The sequence below is a fragment of the Acinetobacter sp. ME22 genome (genome assembly GCF_022012315.1).
GTDB classification, from domain to species: Bacteria; Pseudomonadota; Gammaproteobacteria; order Pseudomonadales; family Moraxellaceae; genus Acinetobacter; species Acinetobacter brisouii_A.
In genome coordinates this window covers 149,562-174,808 of sequence record NZ_JAKLTL010000001.1, presented here as the reverse complement: position 1 = coordinate 174,808, position 25,247 = coordinate 149,562, and the positions used below count along the sequence as shown (strand labels likewise).

Annotated in this window: 22 protein-coding genes; 16 read left to right on the top strand and 6 right to left on the bottom strand. The window is 39.2% G+C overall.

All coding sequences use genetic code 11. The features are described 5' to 3' along the window. Nucleotides 1-64: 64 nt before the first annotated feature. The 4 genes from LVY74_RS00900 (at nucleotide 65) to LVY74_RS00885 (ending at nucleotide 4,746) form a co-directional block, all read left to right on the top strand. Nucleotides 65-1,525, top strand: a complete 1,461-nt coding sequence (locus LVY74_RS00900; protein WP_237813421.1) for an NCS1 family nucleobase:cation symporter-1 — start codon at nucleotides 65-67, stop codon at nucleotides 1,523-1,525. A 103-nt stretch (nucleotides 1,526-1,628) separates the two neighbouring features. Further along, nucleotides 1,629-2,327: an aspartate/glutamate racemase family protein gene (locus LVY74_RS00895; protein ID WP_237813420.1), complete on the top strand. Its 699-nt coding sequence runs from the start codon at nucleotides 1,629-1,631 to the stop codon at nucleotides 2,325-2,327. Nucleotides 2,328-2,474: 147 nt separating this feature from the next. Next, on the top strand, nucleotides 2,475-3,488 hold the full coding sequence (gene alc, locus LVY74_RS00890; protein ID WP_237813419.1) for an allantoicase: 1,014 nt from the start codon (nucleotides 2,475-2,477) through the stop codon (nucleotides 3,486-3,488). Nucleotides 3,489-4,263: 775 nt separating this feature from the next. Beyond that, entirely contained in the window at nucleotides 4,264-4,746 is a 483-nt protein-coding gene (locus tag LVY74_RS00885; RefSeq protein WP_171265590.1) for a 3'-5' exoribonuclease, read from the top strand. A gap of 121 nt (nucleotides 4,747-4,867) precedes the next feature. Here the strand turns inward: LVY74_RS00885 and LVY74_RS00880 are convergent, their stop codons facing one another. Further along, nucleotides 4,868-5,644, bottom strand: coding sequence for a thioesterase family protein (locus LVY74_RS00880; RefSeq protein ID WP_237813418.1), 777 nt, complete (start codon nucleotides 5,642-5,644; stop codon nucleotides 4,868-4,870). Nucleotides 5,645-5,707: 63 nt separating this feature from the next. Further along, nucleotides 5,708-7,144, bottom strand: a complete 1,437-nt coding sequence (locus LVY74_RS00875; protein ID WP_237813417.1) for an efflux transporter outer membrane subunit — start codon at nucleotides 7,142-7,144, stop codon at nucleotides 5,708-5,710. A 127-nt stretch (nucleotides 7,145-7,271) separates the two neighbouring features. Between LVY74_RS00875 and LVY74_RS00870 the strand changes: the two genes are divergently transcribed. The 7 genes from LVY74_RS00870 (at nucleotide 7,272) to LVY74_RS00840 (ending at nucleotide 15,509) form a co-directional block, all read left to right on the top strand. Further along, entirely contained in the window at nucleotides 7,272-7,892 is a 621-nt protein-coding gene (locus LVY74_RS00870) for a TetR/AcrR family transcriptional regulator (protein WP_237813416.1), read from the top strand. Nucleotides 7,893-7,973: 81 nt separating this feature from the next. After that, a complete protein-coding gene (locus LVY74_RS00865) occupies nucleotides 7,974-9,098 on the top strand; it encodes an efflux RND transporter periplasmic adaptor subunit (protein ID WP_237813415.1) in 1,125 nt (374 codons plus the stop codon). Continuing rightward, nucleotides 9,095-12,163, top strand: coding sequence for an efflux RND transporter permease subunit (locus tag LVY74_RS00860; protein WP_237813414.1), 3,069 nt, complete (start codon nucleotides 9,095-9,097; stop codon nucleotides 12,161-12,163). The genes LVY74_RS00865 and LVY74_RS00860 overlap by 4 nt, the downstream gene beginning before the upstream one ends. A 28-nt stretch (nucleotides 12,164-12,191) precedes the next feature. Continuing rightward, the gene (locus LVY74_RS00855) at nucleotides 12,192-12,998 is read left to right on the top strand and encodes an oxidoreductase (protein WP_237813413.1); all 807 of its coding nucleotides are present in this window, start codon (nucleotides 12,192-12,194) and stop codon (nucleotides 12,996-12,998) included. Nucleotides 12,999-13,688: 690 nt separating this feature from the next. Next, nucleotides 13,689-14,177, top strand: coding sequence for a hypothetical protein (locus tag LVY74_RS00850; protein ID WP_237813412.1), 489 nt, complete (start codon nucleotides 13,689-13,691; stop codon nucleotides 14,175-14,177). Beyond that, nucleotides 14,161-14,592: a TauD/TfdA family dioxygenase gene (locus LVY74_RS00845; RefSeq protein ID WP_330847859.1), complete on the top strand. Its 432-nt coding sequence runs from the start codon at nucleotides 14,161-14,163 to the stop codon at nucleotides 14,590-14,592. Before LVY74_RS00850 ends, LVY74_RS00845 begins: the two co-directional genes overlap by 17 nt. 11 nt (nucleotides 14,593-14,603) lie before the next feature. Beyond that, a complete protein-coding gene (locus LVY74_RS00840; protein ID WP_237813410.1) occupies nucleotides 14,604-15,509 on the top strand; it encodes an AEC family transporter in 906 nt (301 codons plus the stop codon). Between the two features lie 234 nt (nucleotides 15,510-15,743). On the opposite strand, the gene LVY74_RS00835 is transcribed toward LVY74_RS00840, so the two are convergent. Then, the gene (locus tag LVY74_RS00835) at nucleotides 15,744-16,916 is read right to left on the bottom strand and encodes a hypothetical protein (RefSeq protein ID WP_237813409.1); all 1,173 of its coding nucleotides are present in this window, start codon (nucleotides 16,914-16,916) and stop codon (nucleotides 15,744-15,746) included. Between the two features lie 14 nt (nucleotides 16,917-16,930). Next, nucleotides 16,931-18,136 carry a dimethylsulfonioproprionate lyase DddY gene (gene dddY, locus LVY74_RS00830; RefSeq protein WP_269090914.1) on the bottom strand — a complete coding sequence of 402 codons (1,206 nt, stop codon included), beginning with the start codon at nucleotides 18,134-18,136 and terminating at the stop codon, nucleotides 16,931-16,933. Nucleotides 18,137-19,191: 1,055 nt separating this feature from the next. Between dddY and LVY74_RS00825 the strand changes: the two genes are divergently transcribed. The 4 genes from LVY74_RS00825 (at nucleotide 19,192) to LVY74_RS00810 (ending at nucleotide 23,523) form a co-directional block, all read left to right on the top strand. Beyond that, nucleotides 19,192-20,457: a CaiB/BaiF CoA transferase family protein gene (locus tag LVY74_RS00825; protein ID WP_237813407.1), complete on the top strand. Its 1,266-nt coding sequence runs from the start codon at nucleotides 19,192-19,194 to the stop codon at nucleotides 20,455-20,457. 39 nt (nucleotides 20,458-20,496) lie between these two features. Next, nucleotides 20,497-21,372 (top strand): enoyl-CoA hydratase, encoded by an 876-nt coding sequence (locus LVY74_RS00820; protein WP_237813406.1) that lies wholly within the window; start codon nucleotides 20,497-20,499, stop codon nucleotides 21,370-21,372. A 118-nt stretch (nucleotides 21,373-21,490) separates the two neighbouring features. Then, nucleotides 21,491-21,799, top strand: coding sequence for a DUF485 domain-containing protein (locus tag LVY74_RS00815; protein WP_237813405.1), 309 nt, complete (start codon nucleotides 21,491-21,493; stop codon nucleotides 21,797-21,799). Next, nucleotides 21,796-23,523, top strand: coding sequence for a cation acetate symporter (locus LVY74_RS00810; protein WP_237813404.1), 1,728 nt, complete (start codon nucleotides 21,796-21,798; stop codon nucleotides 23,521-23,523). Before LVY74_RS00815 ends, LVY74_RS00810 begins: the two co-directional genes overlap by 4 nt. A gap of 297 nt (nucleotides 23,524-23,820) precedes the next feature. On the opposite strand, the gene LVY74_RS17825 is transcribed toward LVY74_RS00810, so the two are convergent. Together LVY74_RS17825 and LVY74_RS17730 are read right to left on the bottom strand one after the other, a co-directional pair. Beyond that, the gene (locus tag LVY74_RS17825; protein WP_442862764.1) at nucleotides 23,821-23,985 is read right to left on the bottom strand and encodes a transposase; all 165 of its coding nucleotides are present in this window, start codon (nucleotides 23,983-23,985) and stop codon (nucleotides 23,821-23,823) included. A 62-nt stretch (nucleotides 23,986-24,047) separates the two neighbouring features. Continuing rightward, a complete protein-coding gene (locus LVY74_RS17730; RefSeq protein ID WP_269090913.1) occupies nucleotides 24,048-24,176 on the bottom strand; it encodes a hypothetical protein in 129 nt (42 codons plus the stop codon). A gap of 392 nt (nucleotides 24,177-24,568) precedes the next feature. Between LVY74_RS17730 and LVY74_RS00805 the strand changes: the two genes are divergently transcribed. Beyond that, nucleotides 24,569-25,213, top strand: a complete 645-nt coding sequence (locus tag LVY74_RS00805; protein WP_237813403.1) for a TetR/AcrR family transcriptional regulator — start codon at nucleotides 24,569-24,571, stop codon at nucleotides 25,211-25,213. Nucleotides 25,214-25,247 lie beyond the last annotated feature (34 nt).

Here is a 25,247-nt window from a genome sequence, read left to right as displayed (position 1 = left end):
CGTGAGCTCAATGTCAATAAATTAGAGCTTACACATGCATATGAATATGAAGTGAGTAATGACAATGGATAACAAATCAGAAGCATTAATAAAGCCAAGTTATGATCCAGCATTAACCAATCAGGACTTAGCACCGCTCAAAAAGCAGACTTGGGGCTCGTATAACATTTTTGCTTTCTGGATGTCAGATGTCCACAGCGTTGGTGGCTATGTGACCGCAGGAAGTTTGTTTGCACTCGGTTTAAACAGTTGGCAAGTCTTAATTTCACTGCTTATCGGGATTGTGATCGTACAATTTTTTGCCAATCTGATCGCCAAGCCAAGCCAAAAAACCAGTACACCTTTTCCTGTGATTTGCCGAGGAACTTTTGGTGTTTTAGGGGCCAATATTCCTGCAATTATCCGTGGCCTGATTGCGGTTGCTTGGTACGGAATCCAGACTTATTTGGCATCGAGTGCTTTTATTCTGGTGATTCTCAAGTTCAATCCAGAAATGACTGCGTATGCCGATGTTAAACAGTATGGTTTCTTGGGACTTTCATACCTCGGTTGGGTGGGTTTTATGACACTCTGGGTTTTGCAAGCTGTGGTGTTCTGGTCAGGCATGAACAGTATTCGCAAGTTTATTGACTGGGCTGGGCCAGCGGTTTATGTGGTGATGTTTGCCATGGCTGCTTGGTTAGTCACACAAGTGGGCTGGGAAAATATTGATCTCAATCTTGGTGGGGTCAAATATGAAGGTCTAGATGTTTTACCTGTGATGATTGGCGCAATTGCACTGGTTGTGTCTTACTTCTCTGGCCCTGTTTTAAACTTTGGTGACTTTTCGCGTTATGGTAAATCTTTTGAAGCGGTCAAATTTGGTAACTTCTTAGGTTTGCCAGTGAATTTCCTTGGTTTTTCATTATTAACGGTGGTGTGTATCGCCGCGACTTTACCAATTTACGGCAAACTTATTACTGATCCTGTGGAAATGGTCGGAAAATTAGACAATACCTTTGTGGTGATCTTAGGCAGTCTAACGCTCATGATTGCAACTGTCGGCATCAATATTGTGGCGAACTTTGTTTCTCCAGCCTTCGACTTTTCAAACGTATCACCAAATAAAATCAGTTGGCGTATGGGAGGGATGATCGCTGCCGTAGGTTCGATTTTTATTACCCCATGGAATCTGTTTAACAATCCACAAGTCATTCACTACACCATTGATATTTTAGGTGCATTCATTGGGCCTTTGTTCGGTATTTTAATTGCAGATTATTATTTCATTAAAAAACAAAATATTGTTGTCGATGATCTTTATACATTAGATCGCAACGGAAGCTATTGGTATAAAAATGGTTATAACCATCAAGCGATTTATGCCCTGATTCCTTCTGCCATTATTCCAATTCTCTGTGTATTGCTGCCTCAGTTCCATGCAGTTGCAAATTTCAGCTGGTTTATTGGGATGGGGCTAGGGGTGGTGACTTACAGCTTTATTAGTATGAAATCATCAACTAAATATTCTAAATCAATGACTTAATTTCTCCTCGGACTCTGTTCATCATGATTGGCGGAGTCCATTACTCGGAAAGATCTTTAATTTAAGGGTCTTTCAATTTGTTTAAAAATATTCAAGGTTCATCATGCGTATTCAAGTAATTAATCCGAATACTTGTCTGGAAATGACACAGTCTATTGCTGAAAGTGCAATTAAAGTTGCAGCTGATTCAACAGAAATTATTGCAGTCTCCCCAAGTCAGGGGGTTGCATCTATAGAAGGGCACTATGATGAAGCCATTGCATCCTTTCATTTATTAGAACTCGTGCAACAAGGTCAATCTCAACACGTCGATGGACATATCATTGCCTGTTTTGGTGATCCTGCTTTAGATGCAGCAAGAGAGTTAACCAATGCTCCTGTTATTGGCATAGCAGAAGCGGCTTTTCATATGGCGACTCTCATTGCAACCAAGTTTTCTATCGTTACAACGCTGAAACGAACCAAAATTATTGCAGAGCATTTGCTACATCAATACGGCTATAGCCATAAATGCGAAAAAATCCATTGCATTGATTTACCTGTACTTGATCTTGAAAAAAACGAAAAAGAAACCTACGACAAATTACTCGAAACCTGTTTGCGTGCAAAAGAAAATGATGGCATTGGTGCGATTGTCTTGGGTTGTGGTGGCATGTCTAAGCATGTCGAATCTATCTCAAAACAATTAAATATCCCTGTGATAGACGGTGTGACTGCGGCAGTGAAATTACTCGAAGCATTGCATGGATTAGGACTTCGTACCAGTAAATGGGGCGATTATGACTATCCCAATCAAAAGTAATGCTTAACTTTTTAGAAATTGACGATGGCATGGAAGTATTGATCTGACAGACAAGGATGATTCACAACATGATCATCTGCAATAAGCAGGCACTGTACTTTTTATTCTCAAATTTTTTATTTAAAACTGATTCAACTTGGAAAATATATGGCAACTTTACTCGCACCAATTTTTGATATTCCGACCTATTTACAGCCGTTTACCAATCTGGCAGATGAACGAATTGGAGCCAAAATCATAGATTGCTCTGACGATTTCTTTGCAGAAGCTAAACGTATGCTCAATGCTGATGCCCCAATTTTTGTTGAAGATAAGTTTGATGATCACGGCAAATGGATGGATGGTTGGGAAACTCGGCGTAAACGTCATGCGGGTTATGATTGGTGCATCGTTAAACTGGGGGTCGCAGGAAAAATTCATGGCATAGATATCGATACCACATTCTTTACAGGCAACTATCCTGCATCAGCTTCACTTGAAGCGTGCTATGCACCGCATGATGAGCTGGAGCAGGCCGAATGGATTGATTTATTGCCCAATAGTATTTTAGGTTCAAGCCAGCACCATATTTTTGATATTGCATCGAATCAGGTGTTTACGCATATTCGCCTGAATATTTTTCCTGATGGTGGTGTTGCACGGTTACGTATTTATGGTGAAGTGCAGATTCAACTTCAAAAAAGCGATCAAATACTCGATTTACTCGCTCTGGAAAATGGTGGACGTGTCATTGCCTACAGTGATGCACACTATGGTCATCCGCGTAACCTGATTAATCCTGGACGTGGAATCAACATGGGGGATGGCTGGGAAACGAAGCGTCGTCGTGAACCGGGGTTTGATTGGTGTGTACTGGCTTTAGGGCAAGCAGGGAAGATTGAAAAAATCGAAATTGATACCGCCCATTTTAAAGGTAACTTTCCAGCACAGGTTTCCATTCAAGCGGTATATGTTGAAGATGCAACAGATCCACAATTGATTCCGCAAAGTATGTTCTGGCCATTTTTACTCGAAGCTCAAGACATGCAAATGGATCATATACACAGTTATATCAACCCAGTTTTAGCGCACGAGAAAATCTCACATATTCGCGTCAACATGATCCCAGATGGCGGCATTAGCCGTGTGCGTGTATGGGGAAAAGTCACGGCTACTGTGTGAATATAAACAATTTTAGATGCTTGAGTCTGTTCCATCCAAAATAGGTTTATGAGTCAAATTATTTTGAAAATATAGTGTGTATCTCATCACTTTGAGATGCACATGTGTAGAAAAATATAAGGAGATTTGTGCTTCTTATGGAATACATTAGGCTAGTCTCTAAAGATCAGGTTAGACCATCATATAGCAACAATGAGATAGCGCAGGATTTCCGCATAATGATTAACGTGCTTCACTGGAGAGATTAAACTTGCTGTGAATCTCTCCAGTGAAGTTGTGCCAACCGCCGTCATGCGACACATGAGTTGACATTTTCATATACAAATAATCAAAGACTTAGAGTGCTTGATGACAATCAGGAACAATTATTTGCGACACATAAGCTGTCATTTTTATACTCAATGTATTCAAATGCTTGCATAAAATGTTTCAAAAAAAATAAAGACTTCATTTGCTATTCAAAACATCTTTTATCAAGAAGGTGAAGTTACTGATTTTGCTCAGCCCTAGTTACGGTCTTTAATTTATTTATTACAGGAGGAGGGGTTTCAAAAAATTGCTCGATCTTCATTCACGATAGCAATATGTATTTTATCAATAATGTCAGTTTATGTTGTCTTAAAAGCTAAAATAGATAAAGTTTATTATAGCGTTAGACACTAGGTTGTTTCGTATCAAGCGAGCGTGTATCGTAAGCATCTGGCCAACCTCACTTGAATTTAAGTAAGCTTTCTTCTTATATTTAAGAACCAACTATCCAAATTAGAGATGAGAAATGTATTTATTTTTAGATTGTGAATTTAATGGTTGGCATGATCAAGGTACAGGTGATTTGATTTCATTAGGATTGGTGTCTATTGATGGTAAATATGAGTTTTATGAGGTGGTAAACTGTAAGAGTCCTAGTCCTTTTGTCGTACAACATGTACTTCCAAAGTTAGGGCAATCCGCTATTCCTATGTGGGAGTTAGTGAAGAAGCTGTGCAATTTCTTATGGGAAGTTAACTCTCAAGAAGAGGATCACATTACTATCGTAGCTGACTATCCTTCAGATATAGAGTTATTTAACCGTATTTTACTCTTAGGACAAGGGCAATGTATCAATGTACCTGTATTGGGCTTCTTACTTGATTTGTCACTTACGACAAAGAATTCTATGATTCCTCACAATGCATTAGCTGATGCTAGAGCTTTGAGCATAGATTATGCATTGAAGCATGCCCATAAGGTTCTCTCCTATGCAAAAAGAATAGACTAAATTTGTCTAGGAGAGTGGTGGCAGTCCATTTCCTCAATTACGCAGTCTAAAAAATAGGTGGCTATTCAGTCCAGTCTAAATCTAAAAATTCTAGATGGTTACGTTATAAAAACTAAAATTTTTATAAAAAAACTGCTACGGTTTGGGTACCTTGTAAGATTAGATCTCCATTAGAGTTCCAAATTTGCATTTGTTGATAGGAATAGCCATTTTCTGAGAAAATACTATTGGCACGTAATAAATGCCACTCAGACTTTTCAATTGGGTGGAGAAGATCAAAATTCCAGTTCATAGAACTTACAGGAGCAAATTCCGTAAAAGTGGTCATCGCGGCAGGAGGTAGGCTGTCTGCAAGGGTAATCAGACTAACGTAAGGATCAATATTTGAATCATCAAGATTTCTAACCCATGCGATGATTTCAGGTTTTTTTGCTGAACTAACTGGAATAGAGCCACCTGCAGGACGCAGATCAAAATTTGATAATGATGCAGGGGCTTGAGGATCTTGTAAGCGTTGATAGTTTTCAGGAGATCTCACATTCTGTAATAAAGTAAAATCATGATTAATTTTACTTACCCGATCTTGTGTAAATAGGAAGTTAATTGATAACCCAAGTTCTCCGTTAGAAAAGCCTTCAACCTTATACCATTGTGATGATTTAGATTTTTTTAAAATCTCGAATTTAAATTCAATATGTTCTGACATAGCGCCAATGAAAGCTACTTGGGCAGAGCGTAATCTCAGATTATGTGTTGAATCCAGCTTTTTTAAAATGAATTGTAAAGCTAATGCAGTTGATAATCCCCCATAAATTGTACGTCCTTGTAACCAATTTTTAGGGATTGAAAGGGGTTGATTGAAATCATAATTATTTATGAGTTCGGATAATGTAGTCATCTTGTTTTCCTTACATTTTTAAAACCATTTAAGTAGTAAAGGTAAATAATTAAATATTTACCTTTAAAATTTTTGAGCCTGCCAACCGCCACCTAATGATTTGTAAACGGCTACAACCGCAAGGGCTGAATCGGTTTGGGCCTGAAGTTTTCTATCTGAAAATTGCAAAGCATTTGAATCTGCTTGTAATACTTCTATTCGACTGTTAATTCCTTTTTGATAGGCAATTAGAGCGATTTTCTGTGCATGCTTTAATGCATTTTCTCCATCTTGAAGAGCAATTAACTGTTCTTGTCGTTTGGACAAAGTTGTTAATGAATTCTCTACATCTTCCGTCGCATGTAAGACGGCTAATTGGTAGGCTGCAAGTTTTTCGGCTTCTTGTCCCTTAGCTAAGCGAATTTCTGCATTAATTCGACCGAAATCAAATAAACGCCAACGTAAGCCTAATAAGCCCACAGCCTGATTTGCACCACTTGAAAATAAATTTCCACTTGCTGTGGTTGCACTACCTATCAAACCGCCTAGAGAGACCTTTGGGTAATATTCTGCAATCGCACTGCCAATGCGTGCATTTGAAGCTGCCAATTGCCTTTCAGCCATGATGATATCTGGTCGTCTACGTAAAAGATCACGAGGTGTTCCTGTTTCTGCAATCTGAGGAATAACCGGAATTGGTTTTACTTCAGCGAGTTCTGCTCGGTGAGTTCCTGGTACTGTTCCTAGCATGACGTCGAGGGCATTCATGGCAATGTCTAGATTCATTTCAAGAGCAGGAATTACAGCTTGAACTTGAGTAACATTCGCTTTAGCTTGTTTGACCTGAAATTCAGAAGCTAATCCTTTGCTGTATAAAAGATTAATGGTTGAAAGAAGTTGTTGTTGTGTTTGTAATTGTTGATGGGCAATGTCTAGTCGAGATTGAATACCCCTAATATTAATATAAATATCAGCAGTTTGAGCTGTGACCATTAATCGGACTGCTGAGCCTCCTGCATTTGCAGCCTGATAATTTGCAAGCGCTGCTTCACGATCTCTGCGAAGACCGCCAAAAATATCTAACTCCCACGTTGCACTTAAATTTGCATCATATGAACTACCATGTCTCTCAAAATCAGGCATCGAATTTAAAACTTGTCCCAATGGTGTTTCAACAGATTGGTAAACCTTAGCAGCTTGTGCACCAACAGTACCAATTGGTTGTAAAGAGGCATTAGTCGCTGATAATCCAGCTTGGGCTTGGGTCACACGAGTATATGCTTGTGCTAGATCAAGATTTTGTTTTAAGGCTAATGTGACATATTTAGTAAGTTGCGGATCATTGAAACTTTGCCACCATACGGCAATATCTGCTTTGCTATTTTCATTTGATAAATTTGAAGATGCGCCAAGGTATTGCTCGGGTAGATATATTTGAGGACGATTATAATTAGGACCTACAGTACACGCAGTAAGAGTACTTATGATGATTGGTAGGAGAACGATAGATCTAGATAACATATTTCCCCCGAGACGAGATTTTGAACAAAAGTTTAATTGTGACTATAATACAATTTGGTCACTGGTTGTCAATATTATTTCGCAAGAGTTAAACTGCCACTTCCAGATAAAGGTTTAAATTGAAAATATGAGTAGAGAAAAAAGTAGTTATCCTGTTTCGAAGCGAGGACCAGAAGATCATGATGTAAGAGATCAAATCCTGAGTGCCGCTACAGAGCATTTCAGCCGCTATGGTTATGAGAAAACTACAGTTTCTGATCTTGCAAAATCTATAGGTTTTTCTAAAGCTTATATTTATAAATTTTTTGAATCTAAACAAGCAATTGGCGAGATGATATGTGCCAATTGTTTACGTGAAATTGAGGAGGAAGTGAGTATTGAAATTAATAAAGCGGAATATCCAGCAGAAAAATTACGGGTGTTATTTAAAGTAATTGTTGAGGCAAGTCTTCGATTATTTTCTCAAGAACGTAAGCTTTATGAAATTGCTGCTTCTGCTGCTTCTGAGAAATGGGATGCAACAGTCGCTTATGAAAATAGAATTCTTAAAGTACTACAAAACATTCTTCAAGAAGGTCGTCAAATAGGTGATTTTGAAAGAAAAACACCTATTGATGAAGCTGTAAAAGCTATTTATTTAGTTATGAGACCATATCTTCACCCACTACTTTTACAACATAGTATTTCATATAACACCGATGCTCCAGTCTTGCTTTCTAGCCTTGTACTGAGAAGTTTATCTCCATAATAGTTTTTGTGACTATTGACTAAATTGGTCACTTGATTAAAAATGAGTCTCCTGTTTAATTTATTAAGGGGGGGCTCAAATATGCTTTATCGTCGCCTTATTCCGTTTACAGCATTATGTATTTTTCCTTTTTTCTTGTTTGGGTGTGCTGAAAATACGCAATCTGACCCCCGTACTTCTGCTCCATTAGTACGAGTTGCAACTGTACAAGACGAAATCACTTCCGACTCAAGAGCATTTACAGGCACGATAGGAGCACGAGTAGAAAGTGATCTTGGTTTTCGTGTCTCTGGCAAAGTAATTAAGCGGTTTGTTGAAGCAGGTCAGACGGTAAAACGTGGGCAGTTATTAATGCATATTGATCCAGTTGATTTGGAACTTGCTGCTAAAGCTCAGCAAGGAACTGTTGATGCAGCTAGAGCACGTTCTGAGCAAGCAGAAAAAGATGAAGCTAGATATCGTGATTTGCTTGGAAGTGGAGCTATATCAGTTTCGGCTTATGATCAAATTAAGGCTGCAGCCGATACAGCAAGAGCTCAACTAAACTCTGCCCAAGCCCAAGCTAAGGTCTCTTTAAACGCAAGCCACTACGCGGATTTAATTGCAGATGGTGATGGCACAATTATGGAAACACTTGCTGAACCTGGGCAGGTCGTGAGTGCTGGTCAAACTGTAATTCGTCTTGCCCATTCTGGGCAAAGGGAAGCAATCATTCAGCTTCCAGAGACATTACGTCCTGTAATCGGGGCTATGGGTCAAGCTACACTTTTTGGTAAAGAAAATATAAGTGTCCCAGCTAAGCTTAGACAGTTATCAAACACAGCTGATCAGCTTACTCGTACTTTTGAAGCACGTTTTGTATTAGAAGGAGATTTAGCAAACGCTCCTTTAGGTTCAACGGTTACTGTTCGTATTGCCAATCAAAATCAGAGTCCACAACATTTTTTACAAGTACCAATCGGTTCCTTATTTGATAAGGGTAAAGGAGCTGGAGTCTGGGTAATTAATAAAAAAACTCAAAAAGTTACATGGCGTCCCGTTGTTGTGAAACAGCTTGATGATGAATATGCCTATGTCACTGGCAGTATTCAAAGTGGAGATCGAATTGTTGCTTTAGGTGCGCATTTGCTTCGAGAAGGTCAATTGGTACGTATTGCATCACAAGCGATTCATCCTTCAATTGGAAATGAAGGGGACCACTCATGAGTGAAAAAGGATTTAACTTATCGGCCCTTGCTGTGCGTGAACGCGGTATTACGCTATTTCTGATTTTTTTGATTTCAATTGCAGGCATTGTCGCTTTTTTTAAATTAGGTCGAGCTGAAGATCCCGCTTTTACAGTGAAGGTTATGACCATTGTGACGGCTTGGCCTGGGGCAACTGCTCAAGAGATGCAAGATCAAGTTGCTGAAAAAATCGAAAAACGGATGCAGGAGCTGCGTTGGTACGATCGAACAGAAACTTATACCAGACCTGGCTTAGCTTTTACGACACTGACTTTACTTGATAGTACTCCTCCATCACAGGTTCAGGAGGAATTTTATCAAGCTAGAAAGAAAGCTAATGATGAAATGAGTAATTTACCCGCTGGGGTTATTGGCCCACTTGTTAATGATGAATATGCGGATGTAACTTTTGCTTTATATTCATTGAAGGCCAAAAATGAAGCACAAAGATTACTAGTGCGTGATGCAGAAACAATTAGACAGCAGTTGCTTCATGTACCTGGGGTTAAGAAGGTCAACATTATTGGTGAGCAACCAGAACGTATCTACATTGAATTTTCGCATGAGCGTTTGGCGACACTTGGCGTTAATCCACAAGATGTATTTGCTGCACTGAATAATCAGAATGTGCTTACACCTGCTGGTTCTATTGAAACCAAAGGCCCTCAAGTTTTTGTCAGATTAGATGGTGCTTTTGACAAGTTGCAAAAAATCCGTGATACGCCGATAACGGCTCAAGGTCGCACTTTGAAATTGTCAGATATTGCGACAGTTAAACGAGGTACTGAAGACCCTGCAACATTTATGATTCGTAATGGTGGGGAACCGACCTTACTGTTAGGGGTCGTGATGCGCGAAGGATGGAATGGATTAGATCTTGGTAAATCATTAGAGAAAGAAGTTGGTTCAATTAATCAAGATTTACCTTTGGGCATCAGTTTAAACAAAGTGACTGATCAAGCGGTCAATATTAGCTCATCGGTAGATGAGTTCATGATTAAGTTCTTTGCAGCATTGCTTGTGGTGATGTTTGTAAGTTTTATTAGTATGGGCTGGCGCGTTGGTATTGTCGTTGCAATGGCTGTACCACTCACACTAGCCATTGTTTTTGTAGTAATGCTCGCAACAGGTAAGAATTTTGACCGAATTACCCTAGGATCTCTCATTCTTGCTTTAGGACTTTTGGTTGACGATGCCATTATCGCTATTGAAATGATGGTTGTGAAAATGGAAGAGGGCTTTAGTCGCATAGCTGCATCAGCCTATGCATGGAGCCATACAGCGGCACCTATGCTTTCTGGAACATTAGTCACTGCTGTTGGATTTATGCCGAATGGTTTTGCTCGATCTACAGCTGGTGAATATACCAGTAATATGTTCTGGATTGTGGGTATTGCACTGATTGCTTCATGGGTTGTTGCTGTAGTGTTCACTCCTTATTTAGGTGTGAAAATGTTACCTGATTTTAAAAAAGTTGAAGGTGGACATAAAGCAATTTATGACACACCAAGATATAACCAATTCCGACAAATTCTTGAACGTGTGATTGCACGTAAATGGCTTGTTGCTGGTAGCGTTATAGGGTTATTTGTTTTATCAGTGGGTGGAATGGCATTGGTGAAAAAACAATTTTTCCCAATCTCTGATCGACCAGAAGTTCTTATTGAAGTACAAATGCCTTACGGCACATCAATTACTCAAACGAGTATTGCTACAGCTAAAGTAGAAGCTTGGTTAGAGAAGCAAAATGAAGCAAAGATTGTGACATCGTATATTGGTCAAGGTGCACCTCGTTTTTATTTCTCAATGGGGTCTGAGTTACCAGATCCATCCTTTGCTAAGATTGTGATACGAACTGACAACCAAGAAGAACGTGAAGCATTAAAACACCGTTTAAGACAAGCTATTTCTAATGGACTTGCTTCGGAGGCACAGCTACGTGTAACACAACTAGTCTTTGGGCCATATTCACCATATCCAGTAGCTTATCGGGTTACAGGACCTGATCCAGAAAAGTTACGCGTTATTGCAGCTCAGGTTCAGCATGTGATGAACGCTAACCCAATGATGAGAACTGTAAATACAGACTGGGGAACTCGTGTACCAGTGCTTCATTTCACATTACAGCAAGACCGTCTACAAGGTGTTGGTCTCACTTCGGCTTCAGTGGCACAGCAATTACAGTTTTTATTAACAGGTATTCCGATTACATCTGTACGTGAAGATATTCGTACAGTACAGGTTGTTGCCCGTTCTGCAGGTGATATCAGGCTAGACCCTGCAAAAATTGGTGATTTTACACTCACAGGGGAAAGTGGACAGCGAATTCCTCTTGCGCAAATTGGTAAAATCGAAGTCCGCATGGAAGAACCTGTTATACGTCGCCGCGATCGGATACCAACAATAACTGTTCGTGGAGATATTGCTGAAGGATTACAACCACCAGACGTATCTACTGCAATTACCAAACAGCTTGAGTCAATCATTAAAGATCTACCAAAGGGTTATCACATTATTGAAGCAGGCTCGATTGAAGAGTCAGGTAAAGCCACGAAAGCTATGCTTCCTATTTTTCCAATCATGTTAGCAATGACCTTGCTGATTATCATTCTTCAAGTGAGATCTATCGCGGCAATGATCATGGTGTTCTTAACAAGTCCTTTGGGTTTAATAGGGGTTGTACCTACACTTCTTTTATTTCAACAACCTTTTGGTATTAATGCCTTGGTGGGTTTGATTGCCTTATCTGGGATTTTAATGCGCAATACCCTCATCTTAATTGGCCAAATTCAGCATAACAAACAAGCAGGATTAGATCCTTTCGATGCTGTAGTTGAGGCTACTGTACAACGTGCTAGACCAGTAATCTTGACGGCTTTAGCAGCCATTTTAGCTTTTATTCCTCTAACTCACTCAGTGTTTTGGGGGACATTAGCTTACACACTCATTGGCGGAACTCTTGCAGGAACTATATTAACGTTGGTGTTCTTACCTGCCATGTATTCAATCTGGTTCAAGATCGGGACTAAACCAGCGGTTCAATGATCAAATTTAAAAAGTTATAGGAGTTCATATGTCTAACTCAAAAGTAGTTGTAATTACAGGTGTTTCTTCTGGTATTGGGAAAGTTACAGCCGAAAAATTTGCAAAACTCGGACACAAAGTTTTCGGAACAGTAAGAAATAAAGTCAAAGCTCAACCTTTAGATGGTGTTGAACTTATTGAGATGGATGTGTCAGATGAAGACTCTGTCCAACTCGGGATTCAGTATATTATTGATAAAGCTGGGCGTATTGATATTTTGGTTAATAATGCTGGTGCAAGCTTAATTGGTGCAGTAGAGGAGACCTCGATAAAAGATGCAGAATTTTTATTTAACACCAATGTATTTAGTATCCTTCGTACCACACAAGCAGTATTGCCTTATATGCGCGTACAGCATTATGGAAGAATTATAAATGTTAGTTCAGTACTAGGTTTCTTACCTTCACCGTATATGGGATTATATTCAGCGACTAAACATGCGGTTGAAGGATTATCTGAATCTTTAGATCATGAGCTTCGTCAATTTGGAATTCGGGCATCAATTGTCCAACCATCATTTACGAAAACTAATTTGGACAAGAATACTCCTGTAACAAGTTACAAAATTCCTGAATATGATAATGAACGTAATTTAGCGACTCATGCCATATTAAAACAAATAGATCAGGCTCCTGAGCCTGAGAGTGTTGCTAATACAATTGTTTCGGCTGCACTTAATGATTGGAAAATGCGTTGGACACCATCAGGGCAGGCCTCTTTATTAAGTAAATTACGTCGATTTATGCCGAGTGGGCCAGTTGATAAAAGTATTAGACAGACTTTTGGCTTGAAATAATTTATTATAATAAACCTAAATATAAACTTGTATTTAGGTTTGTTTTTTACCCAGATATTGTATAAATTATTTTCGCCATCTCATCGTTATAAATTCTAACAATCAAATTTAATTTCAGGAGATTTTTGCAAAAAATAAAAATCTATGTGAAATAATTAAAAAATGATTTGTTATCTATTGATTTATAAAAATTATAAATTAAAACTATTTAATGGTGTTAATTTAAACTAATTCCAAGAACATTAAATCCAATTTAATGAAGGGGAAATACGTGGAATTTAAACGAATTTATTATTAAATAATAATGAAAAAAAGTATAAAGCGATGCAAATTATGCATACAAATTCAAGCTCCATTAAACAAAATGCCAATGACACAATTGATTAATAAAACTTAAATATATCGTGTTGGCTAGATTTTAAAATTCGTATTACCTACTTAGGTCATACTAATTAGTAAAATATTTTCCATGATTGGTTGTTCTGTTTTTTATATGTAGTTTTCAATATATTTAAATTAAAGAACTTGTTTTTCCCATTTTTATGAATAGGACTTCGAATAACATTTATTTTATAGCTTGTAATTAAACATCTTAGAGTTTGGGAGATGAGTCCATTTTTACCGCTCTAAATTTTAAAATTAGTAAATATCTGAAACTTTATAATAATCAAATTGCGTCATAGGAACATCATGCAAATCAAGATTGAGGAACATTGTGCTAATTCTTGGAAAAATGAATTAAAAGCATTGCCAGAATTTAATGAATGCCTTACATCATCAATTATCGAACACAGTGCGAGTTTGGCAAGAAAGTATCTCAATTTAAGAGATATTCATTTAAATGAACTCCGTATAGGTGGAGGTCTAATTGAGTTTTCAAATCTCCCCATTGATGATCCGTTGTGCCCACCACCGACAAGTGCCTCCAGACCCTACACAAAGGGATATATTTCAGAGCTCGTTCTTTTGGGTATCACAAAGGCTTGTGGTTTGAATCCATTTGCCTTCAAAGAAGAAAAGCAAGGTGCTTTGGTCCATGAGATCACCCCTGTTGATCATGCTGATAATAAAAGCATCTCAAGTGAAGGCGTGGCAGAGTTCGACTTTCATACCCGATGGAGCCTATTTGTCGAGAAATATCAGACCACACACCCTGTCGTTGATGTGTCTAGTAGATGAAAAAAAGACTTCGACTAACTTGGTTAAGCTATCTGATGTTGTAAACAAGCTCAGCCAGAAATCCAGAGAGGTCTTGGTTGAACCTCGTTTTGTACATACAGCCCCTGAAACATTCAAAGTAAAGAATAGACGTATTCGAAGTTCTATCTTTGACTTGGTGGATGGGCATTACGAAATCAAGGCTGCTTTACATAACGTCAATGCGACTGATGACGCAAGCGAGTGTGCTTTATTTGAATTAAAAACCGCTGTCTTTGAATGCCAAATTCAAAAGTCTTGGGATGCTGGTGATCTGATTATTTTTAATAATCTCCGTTGTTTACATGGGCGTGGCGAGATTACAGGGAAACGATGGCTGCAGAGATGTTATGGGACATACACATTCTCATCAGCCACGGTTTTGGATATTGAATAGTAGGTTTAAAGATGATTTTTGAAGTTGTACTAAGAGTTTTTTTATTAATCGCAATCTCTGTTGTTGGTTGGGGAGTAGGTAAAAAGTTCAAACTGGACTCAAAAGATATTTCAACATTGCTCGTTTATATTATTTCTCCTTTTGCGATCTTTTATTCAATTGTGGAATCCCCCGCCAATTGGACATATCTGAAGTATTCTTTGGGTGCATTTTTACTGGCATCCTTCATGGCTGTCGCTGGTCTAATGTTTGCAAGATGTTTCTGGAAAGATAGTCGTGTAAACCTATTTGGCTTTGCTGCAGGCACAGGGAATACTGGCTATTTTGCACTTCCACTTGTACTCGCAATCTTTGACAAAACACAAATTGCGATCGCTATTTTTATCATTATCGGCATCAACCTTTATAAGTTTACAGTCGGCTATTTCCTTACCGCCAAGGGCTCATTAAATATAAAAGAGAGTATTTTGAAAGTCGTCAAAATGCCGATCTTGTACGCAGCATTTATTGGTATCGTTTTTAAATATCTCGATGTTCAATTTAACGATGTGCTCCTTTCATTTCTGGCGAACTTTAAAGGCGCATATAGTGTTTTAGGCATGATGACTATTGGTGTCACGATTGCAAAGTTCTCTAAAATTGAAGTGGATTGGCTTTTCTCAGCCTTATCATTGACATGGAAGCATCTTATTTACCCAATTGTTGGCATATTGATCTTCATGTTTATTATTCCAGTAGATAAACAAATCTTGCAGATTATTGCCCTCATGGTTGCTACACCAATGGCTGGCAATGTTGTTGTAATCTCAAATACTTTGGGCTTACACCCCGAAAAAGCGGCTACGTCAGTCATGTTAAGTACAATGCTGGCTTTGGTTACGGTTCCTATCGCACTTTATTTTGTTATTAATTTCTAATCCTTAGTTAATGATAAAACGCCTTTAAATTGTAAGGCGTTTTATCTCTTAACAGGACTATAAGGCTGTTAATAGTTAATGGAGGCAAATTAGATTGTAGAAAGAGCTTCAAGAAGCTCGGCAAGGGTAGGACATTTTGAATAATTGCACGGTCATACCAATTTCGGTACCTATATAATTCAAAAAAGAGAGCGATCAAATAGATCGCTACTCATTTTATTTCTCTTTAGAAATTTAAAAATTATATTGGAACATGATGTTAAATAATTTATTCCATTTTCCATCGTCACCTGCTGCAAGTGAGTTGCCCGTTCCACCAATAAATGGATCGTTTTGACTCATTAAATATTCGGTATAGAGCGAAACATTTTTGTAGTCCCATACCACACCTACGATGTTACGCTGTGAGTCATCAAAGTTTGGTTCTTTTTTATTGAAACCACTAAATACAAAATAGGGCGTTATGTTGAGAGAATTCCGTACGTTCTTAAAGGTATAACTCGTATCAACCGTATAGAAATAGCCCTTATTGGCAATGTTGTATTCACTATCAAACGAACCAAAAGTAGAGCTTGTTGGGCTTAAAGCATCTTTGTTGCTAATCGACTGTCTGCCGCCTGTCAGTACCACATTCAGGCTTTTATAGTTAATGCGGTTAAACACGGCCCATGTATTTCGATTTCCATCGGCAGATGTCTTTTTATTTTCAATAGCTGAATACCAGTAGCTTCCCCCAACCGATACTTTCAAATCATCAATACTTAAAAACTTAAGGTCTTGATCAACGCGTGCCATCCACATATTTTTTTCATTTAGGTTGGTTTTAAGTGGATCAGATGAGGTAACAACATTAGCCGTATAGCGTGCTGAATCTTTACTGGTCCCGTGGTAATTACCACCATCAGTTGCGAAATAAGCCAAATCCACTTTAGTCGTAGTTGGCATTTCAAAGTGATAGTTCACACCTAAATCTAAAGCATCTTGCAGGCCCATAGTATTGTTAATACCTGCATAGAAACTGCTATCCCAATATCGTCCAGGTCCAAAAGGAATTGGTTGTAAACCGACTGTAATATTATCGGTTGTATTTAAGCGGTATCCTGCATAAGTCTGTACTAATGTTGAGAAATCACAGAATTTATCGTATTGATAACAGCGATATTGGAATTTACCAAACCAGTCTGGTGATTCATAAGCTACATTTAAAATGGCTGCATCGAATTTAATTTTCTGATCAGAAGCAGATTCACCATAATCTTTGTCTTGATAATTAGCTCGTAAGGTTCCTGAAACTGTGACTGCCCCAAGTTTATTTTGAGCATCACCAAAAGTGATGCCAGCATTCGTTGGTAAAGACATTGAGACTAATAAACAACTTAAAGTGGATTTTGCGAATATTCTTATCATAATCTTATTCATATTTATGGCTTCCAGTCGTGTAATTCACAGACGGCTTTGTCTTCTGGTTTCATAGTTTTTATATCTTTTGTACCAGACACTGGTCGACAAAGCTGAGTTGTTTGTTCGTTGTCCTGTGCTGTCGTGCGTGCCCAAACAGTGACTAAACCAGAATTTTTAATCGTCTGATTACATCCTTCAAGTGCGTGAAATGCATGGATTGCGTTACGTTCAAAATAGGTCAGCCATTTTTGGTCTGGATCTTGAGTGGAAAACCACTTTTTCCATTTTCCTTTAGAGCCATCGATATTTACCGTCCATCCATTGTCACTACGCTTTTGTTTGAACTGGTCGCTGTCCCAATGCATGACCATATGTTTATTTTGATCAATACACTGAGGTTTGGTCAGTGTCATATAAATCTCTTGAGGATGGTGATAATGGTAGGGATAGGATGTATTGAATAATTGAACGGTCATGCCAATCTCTGCACCCACTTTTTCACCATCAATTTCCTTAATTCGTAAATTACCCCATGGTCCCATGAGCTCTGCATAAAGATATCCACCACGGAAACGGTCACTTCCCGCATTTGGATTCTCAGCATAAAACGGAATCCAACCTACGGAAGACCAAAGCGTTGGTAATCCTTTGATACTGATATCCTTCGTCCAGTGTGCCTTAGTGTCGGTACGTGAAGTAATTGCTAAAAAATTTTCGTTCAACTCCAGACCAGCTGCGCCGATTTCTCCGCCCAATTTTTTATAGTAATCGGTTAATAACGGGCGATTAATCCATTTGGAGGTTGCTGATAGTTTTTGCACCTCAGCGTTTGGGGTGTAGAGTGGGAACGCTTTATAATTCTTTTGTGAATCGAAACATGTCTTTGCTTTGTCTGGCTCGGCTAGTACAGCTTTGAGATGTTTCGCGACCAGTTCTACATCACGGTATTTCATAATACAACGTGTTTGTGCTTTTCCCGTTTCTGAGGAATATGTTTGGGTCGTTGCTTGTGCTGAGTCTTTGCATTGACCAGTAGGTGTCTCAAGCGCTTTGAGGTATTGGTCCAAATAGACTAAGGATTCGGCCCAGAACTGGTCTACCAGCTTTTGTTCCTCGGCAGTCAAGTGTGCAGGTTTCACATCATCTTGGCATTTGAACTCGGCCGCTTGTGCTTGAAAGCATGCAAGCGTAGTTCCAAAAACTACACCTAAAATTCGTTTATTCATGTTTCCATTTCCTTGGTTTTAAATAATTGGGAACCCTCCATTTTGTAGGTTCCGTCTTCCATGTTTAATTATTCAACATTGATGTTGATCCATCAGATCCCAATTCATTTGGGCGTCTATTAGCCATTGAAATGGCTTTTCTAAACTACTGTCCTCCTTGAAAAGTAGCTAATTCTTGAACTATTTTAAAATAATTAGACCATGTGTCTATAAATGAGTCCAAAAAAAGACATTGGTAACCACCAAGGTCTAAACGATTAATGAAAAGGAAAGTGATTTTGTCCTTGTTTCTTAATATTAGACTGAGTGTCTATTAATTGCAATATACTTAACTCAATTAACAACTGCGGTTCTCCGATAAGCTTCATGGTTTGTAGGATATTTCTATTTTTTATTTTTAAAAACATTGTGATACTGTTTGTAAGTAAATATTAATGAAGCTAAAAAATCGATAATAAAGTCATGCGAGTATGCTTTCACAAGGAAGGCGAACATACAGATATTGAAAATTTAAGAGAATTTAGACCAGCATGCATTTCTGAATTATAGATTTATAAGAGAATTTAATGATGAAAAATTAACTTAGTTATTTAAAAATTGTTATTATTTTTCATTTAATGACACATTATTTTTTTTAAATTTTCTCCTCGCATAAGTTCGTCATTATATAAAAATAGAGTTATATATCGGAGATAAGTAGTTGAATTTATAGGAATATATTGGAAATAAATGTAACTGAATTAGTAAAATATTACTAGTTGACTTGTAAAAATGCTTAGTCTAGTATCCAAGCACCCCTAGTCTTTTTTACTCTATTTCTAGGTGAGTGGTCTAATATATTTGATGTCGGATTAGCCTGTCTATGTGTCGAATGTTTGTCCAATATGTTGTAAAGCTTCAATATTTTTTTTACTTATTTCTAGACTATTAGTCTAATTAATTTATGAAAAAATATTTGGATCAGTAATACCAACAGCTCAGCACTCATGATGACCAAAGAAGCCATTCACTTGATCAGTAGGGATACAAAATTTGTTAAACAAGGAGATGTAACATTGGATACCTCACAAGGCTTGCCCCCGAAAAAAGGGCCGCTAGATGGCATCACTGTTCTGGATTTTTCACGTGTTCTTGCAGGACCGTATTGCACAATGATACTGGCTGACCTTGGGGCACGTGTCATCAAAATCGAAAGAATTGCTACGGGTGATGATACTCGTGCATTTGGACCATTTATTGACGATGAATCAGCGTATTTTATGTGCTTTAACCGAGGCAAGGAGAGTATCGCGTTAGACATCAAAAGTCCGCGGGACCGTGATCTGCTCGAACGGATGCTTGATCAGGCAGACGTATTGGTTGAGAACTTCCGACCTGGTGTGATGGATCGTTTAGGTTACGGTGCTGAAAGACTTGCACGGACTCACCCACATCTTGTTTATTCTTCTATCTCTGGATTTGGACACACGGGTCCACTCAGTGATCTACCAGGTTATGACATGGTGGTACAAGCAATGGGCGGCATTATGAGCTTGACTGGTTGGCCTGATGCTCCACCAGCGCGAGTTGGTACGAGCTTTGGCGATCTTAGTGCTGCTTTATTTGCAGCTATTGGCATCGTAGCATCGCTCTACAAGCGTACTCGCGATGCGCAGGGCTCGCGCGTCGACATTGGTATGTTGGACTGCCAAGCCGCACTTATGGAGACTGCAATAGCACGTTTTGATGTGGAAGGTAAAGTTCCTACACGTACAGGTGATAACCACCCATCACTTGCACCGTTTGAGACCTTTTTAGCGAAAGATGGTCGTTTCGTAATTGCAGCTGGTAATGATCAGCTTTTCATGCTTATGGCAGATGTACTTGGCAACCCACAGTTAGCACTTGACCAAAGATTCGTCACCAATGATTTACGTTGCCGTAATCGTCCTGCGCTAGTTCAGGCGATTGAGGAGATCACACGTACAAAACCTATGGATCATTGGATTGATCAGTTAAACATAGCTGGCGTTCCGTGTGCACCGATTAATACCATTGACCGGTTGCTCGATCATCCTCAGCTCACTGCACGAAACATGATTATTCAGGTTCAAGGTGAAGCAGGTCGAGCTTTCCGAACAGCAGGTAATCCAATCAAGATCAACACCTTTGCTGATATTGATGTTTCCACTCCACTGCGTGCACCAGGACTCAATGAGCATCGCGAAAGCATTCTCGCCGAACTAATGTCGGGAACTGGGGATTACGCTCCTGCCGTTGGCACAGATGATGAACCACTACCACAAGAAGACAATGACCAACTAAAGCAGGCCATTGCTTAAATTTTTTTCGATTATTGTTTTATCTAGGAGATAACACTCATGACTGCATCAGTTACATCAGCTAATAAAAATGTAAATACTCAAGCTAGCGCTACAAAATCTGCGACTGCAGCCAATACACCTGTTGAGTCAGTCTCTGCACAACGCTATGAGACCATTTTGGTTGAGCGACGTGAACGTGTAGGATTAATTACCCTAAACAGACCAAAAAGCCTTAACGCGCTGAACGTGTGTATGTCTCGTGAAGTAGTTGCCGCTCTTCGACAATTCGATGCTGATGACAACATCGGCGCTATTGTCATTGTGGGTAGCCCAAGAGCTTTCGCAGCAGGTGCCGATATCGAAGAGATGGCAGATAAAACCTTCGCTGAACTGCAAGCAAATGATATTTTCGCTGCTTGGCAGGAATTACTAAGCATCAGTAAACCTATCATTGCAGCCGTTAGTGGTTATGCACTAGGTGGTGGCTGTGAGTTAGCTATGATGTGTGACTTTATTATTGCTGCTGAAGATGCACACTTCGGACAGCCAGAGATTAAGTTGGGTATTTTGCCTGGGATTGGTGGATCGCAACGACTTACTCGATTAGTTGGTAAGTCACTCGCTATGGATCTAATCCTGACTGGACGAAGCATTAATGCTATTGAGGCCAAGGCCGCTGGGCTAGTGGCTCGTATTGTCCCTTCAGCGGAATTATTACAAACAGCGTTGGAAGCAGCACACACGATCGCTGGCTATAATGCACCAGCGGTACGTATGGCGAAAGAAGCGGTTAATCGCGCACTGGAAGTTGGTTTAGCTGAAGGTATGTTGCACGAGCGCAGACTGTTTCAGGCAGCATTTGCGACTGATGGTCAGAAGGAAGGTATGCATGCATTTCTGAGCAAACGTGCACCAGTCTTCCGTCACCGTTAAGGTTTGGTGGCCTTAAAAGTACATCGAGGATATTTAGGTGTACTTGCACCAAAAGGACGAGGGAAAAGGAATACATCACCTCGTCCAACCCAATATGGTTCATTACAAGGAGAGAAAAATGAATGATTCCATTGTCGAAAGGATCCAGCAAAATCCCGAATATATAGCACTGCGCAAAAAACGTAATCGCCTCGGTTTCATTTTGACGTCAATGCTGTTGCTGGTGTATTTCGGTTATATTTCGCTTATTGCATTCAATAAGCCATTTCTGGCACAACCGGTTGGTAGCGGTGTAACAACATTGGGTATTCCAATCGGTATGGCGGTGATCATCTTCACTATTGTGATCACGGCTATCTATGTACGCCGAGCTAATGGTGAGTTTGATGCAATGACAAAGCAAATTCTGAAGGAGGCGACACGATGAAGAACTCCATCAGCTTTCTAACGGTAATACTTAGTTTCTTGGTTACAACTGTCGCACATGCGGCTGGTGGTGATGTAGGCGAAACAGCCAAGCAAGCCACAAACTGGACAGCTATTGGCATGTTTGGCACCTTTGTAGTTGCTACGCTTTTGATTACGAAATGGGCCGCTACGAAAACAAAGTCTGCTGCGGATTTTTATACTGCTGGTGGCGGCATTACTGGCTTCCAAAATGGATTAGCAATTGCTGGTGACTATATGTCGGCAGCTTCATTCTTAGGTATATCGGCTGCCGTTATGGCTACTGGTTATGATGGCCTGATTTATTCTATTGGTTTTTTGGTAGGTTGGCCGATCATCACTTTTCTAATGGCTGAGCGTTTGCGTAACCTAGGTAAATTTACTTTTGCGGATGTTGCTGGCTATCGTTTCAAACAGACACCAATTCGTGCTTTTGCAGCATCTGGAACGCTAGTGGTAGTGGCATTTTACTTAATTGCGCAGATGGTTGGTGCTGGTCAGCTAATCAAATTACTATTTGGCTTAGATTATTGGGTTGCAGTAGTAATTGTTGGTGCATTGATGATGTTGTATGTACTGTTTGGTGGTATGACAGCTACCACATGGGTACAGATAACCAAGGCTTGCTTATTGTTAGCAGGTGTGACGTTTATGGCTTTTATGGTGCTAGCCGAGTTTGGATTCAGTCCAGAAGCATTATTCGCAAGAGGTGTAGAGGTACGAACGGCAATTGCAGCCAACGCTGGTCATTCACCAGATGAAGCTAGTCAGCTCGGTCTAGCCATTATGGGGCCTGGTGGTTTTGTGAAAGACCCAATATCAGCTATTTCGTTTGGTATGGCACTTATGTTTGGTACTGCTGGTTTGCCACATGTTTTGATGCGCTTTTTTACTGTGCCAGATGCCAAGGAAGCACGTAAATCTGTACTTTGGGCTACGACTTGGATCGGTTATTTCTACGTATTAATTTTCATTATTGGTTTTGGTGCTATAGCACTAGTGTTGACCAACCCTGAGTTCGCGGATGTTACCAAGGGTGTAATCAATGGTGGAGCAGGCACTGCTAATATGGCAGCAGTACTTGTAGCTAAGTCAGTGGGCGGTAACGTATTCTATGGTTTCATTTCTGCTGTAGCGTTTGCAACTATTCTTGCGGTGGTTGCAGGACTCACGCTATCAGGTGCTTCAGCTGTGTCACATGATTTGTATGCCACATTATTTAAAAAGGGTAAAGCAGACAGTAAAAGTGAACTTAAAGTTTCTCGAATCACTACTGTTGTATTGAGTATCATTGCTGTCTTATTAGGTATCGCTTTCGAAAAACAGAATATCGCATTCATGGTATCTCTAGCCTTCGCTATTGCTGCTTCGGCTAATTTCCCCGTGCTTTTTATGTCAGTGTTATGGAAAGATTGCACAACTCGCGGTGCTGTAATAGGTGGTTTTTTGGGGCTTCTATCGTCTGTAGCACTTACAGTGGTCTCACCATCGGTCTGGGAAACTACACTTGGAAATCCAGAGGGTTCAGCTTTATTCCCATATACTTCGCCAGCACTTTTTTCAATGACTATAGGTTTCGTTGGTATCTGGTTTTTTTCAATCACTGACCGTAGTGCCAACGCGGCGCGTGAGCGGGCAGCCTTTGTTGCTCAACAGGTACGATCTGAGACTGGGTTAGGGGCGGAGGGAGCATCTGGACACTAATATTGCTAGACCACGATCAGAGTCGAGAAAGGGCGAAAAAACTCTGTAATAAGTTAAAGTAATTTTTAATTAGAACTTTACAGAGAAAACGTAATCCTATGTAAGATTCTATTTCTATCCGGTTTTAACTTATTTTTCAGAATCATAATGGTTCATCGGAATAAGATAAATCGGATAGATCTAACTTTTTCTAATCTATTTTTTATTTTAATCAAGTCCTCTATACATGGTGCAATACATCATGGGTATAATAATTTGCTCATAGATATTAGGGTGAGTCTTTGTTTGGCTTTGCACCTAATCAACATAATAATAAGCAATGAAAACCTCAGACTGATAATTTCGAGAAAACTCATCAAATCGAGTCGCTATTACTCGAAACTGTTTTAAATTCGAAAAGACATTTTCAACCAAATTCCTTAAGCGATATAAATATGGATCAAATGATTTATTTTCTCTCATACTGTTTGATTCCATTGGAATGATCGGCAGGAATTGTTTGTTCATGCCAATATTCTGATTTTTTATGAATCATAGCCTTTATTAGCAATGAGGTATTCTGCCTGACCCATCTCACCAATCAACTGCTCTACAAGTTGGCTGATACGGTCTTCACCTCTGGTGATTTTAAAATCAATCGGTAATCCATTCACATCAGGTGCAACAATGGATTTTTGTGGTTCTCACTTCTTGACTATTCAATTGCTCACTCAAAATCAAGCCGAGTGTTACTTGCATGTTGATACGCATGTATCTAGCTTCCATCAATTAATATCCATTCTTGATTCAATAAGCCTTGTATAAAACAGGCATTGATCATTCTTTAAAAACTAATTTTTCAAATTAAGATACGCCTTAGTCAATTGGTCTACTTAATGAATAATATTATTATTGGTATATCAACTGTTTGACCTAGAAAATGGAGAAAAACGTGATCTATTAGATTAGGAGAGTCCTCATTTAAGATCAAAAAAATTGTACGTTCTTTGATTTATGAACGAAGTGCGCTATTGATATTTATAGATGTATGGTCTATTTTAATTGTATGAATTATTCTTCCTTACCCAAACGACCACGCGGCAGACCAACCAAACATGGTGGGAACTATGCCGACACGAAAGATGTGTTAATCCGCAGAGGGATCGAGTTACTGACTGAACGTGGTATGAATGCCATGAGCTTGGACGATCTGATGAAATCAGTCCAAGTGCCTAAAGGGTCTTTCTACCATTATTTTGCAAATAAAGAGGCTTTTATTTTAGAAGTCTTAAATGCTTATGAGCTTTATTTTGTGAAGCGATTAAAGCAGTTCTTAAGCCCACCCGATCTTTCTCCATTAGAAAGGCTGCAAAATTTTGTAAAAGATGCAGGTGAAAAGCTGCAAAAATACGATTTTAAACGCGGTTGTATTTTAGGCAACTTAGGGCAAGAAGTTTCGTATTTACCACCTGAGATTATCGCTCGAATCGAAAGTATCTTTAAGGTATGGGAGAAATTAGTTTCAGATTGTTTGTATCAGTCAGATGCAAAATATAGCGTAGTTGATTGTGATGAGGCTGCTTATCAGTTTTGGATTGGGTGGGAAGGTGCGGTACTGAGAGCACGCTTGGTCAAATCTGACAGTCCTTTAGATGCATTTTATCGCTTGTTTGCGGTCGGTGTAGAACAGTTAAATTGTGTTCAAAATTAAGTAAAAAATAAATGCAGATGTATGCATTTATTTT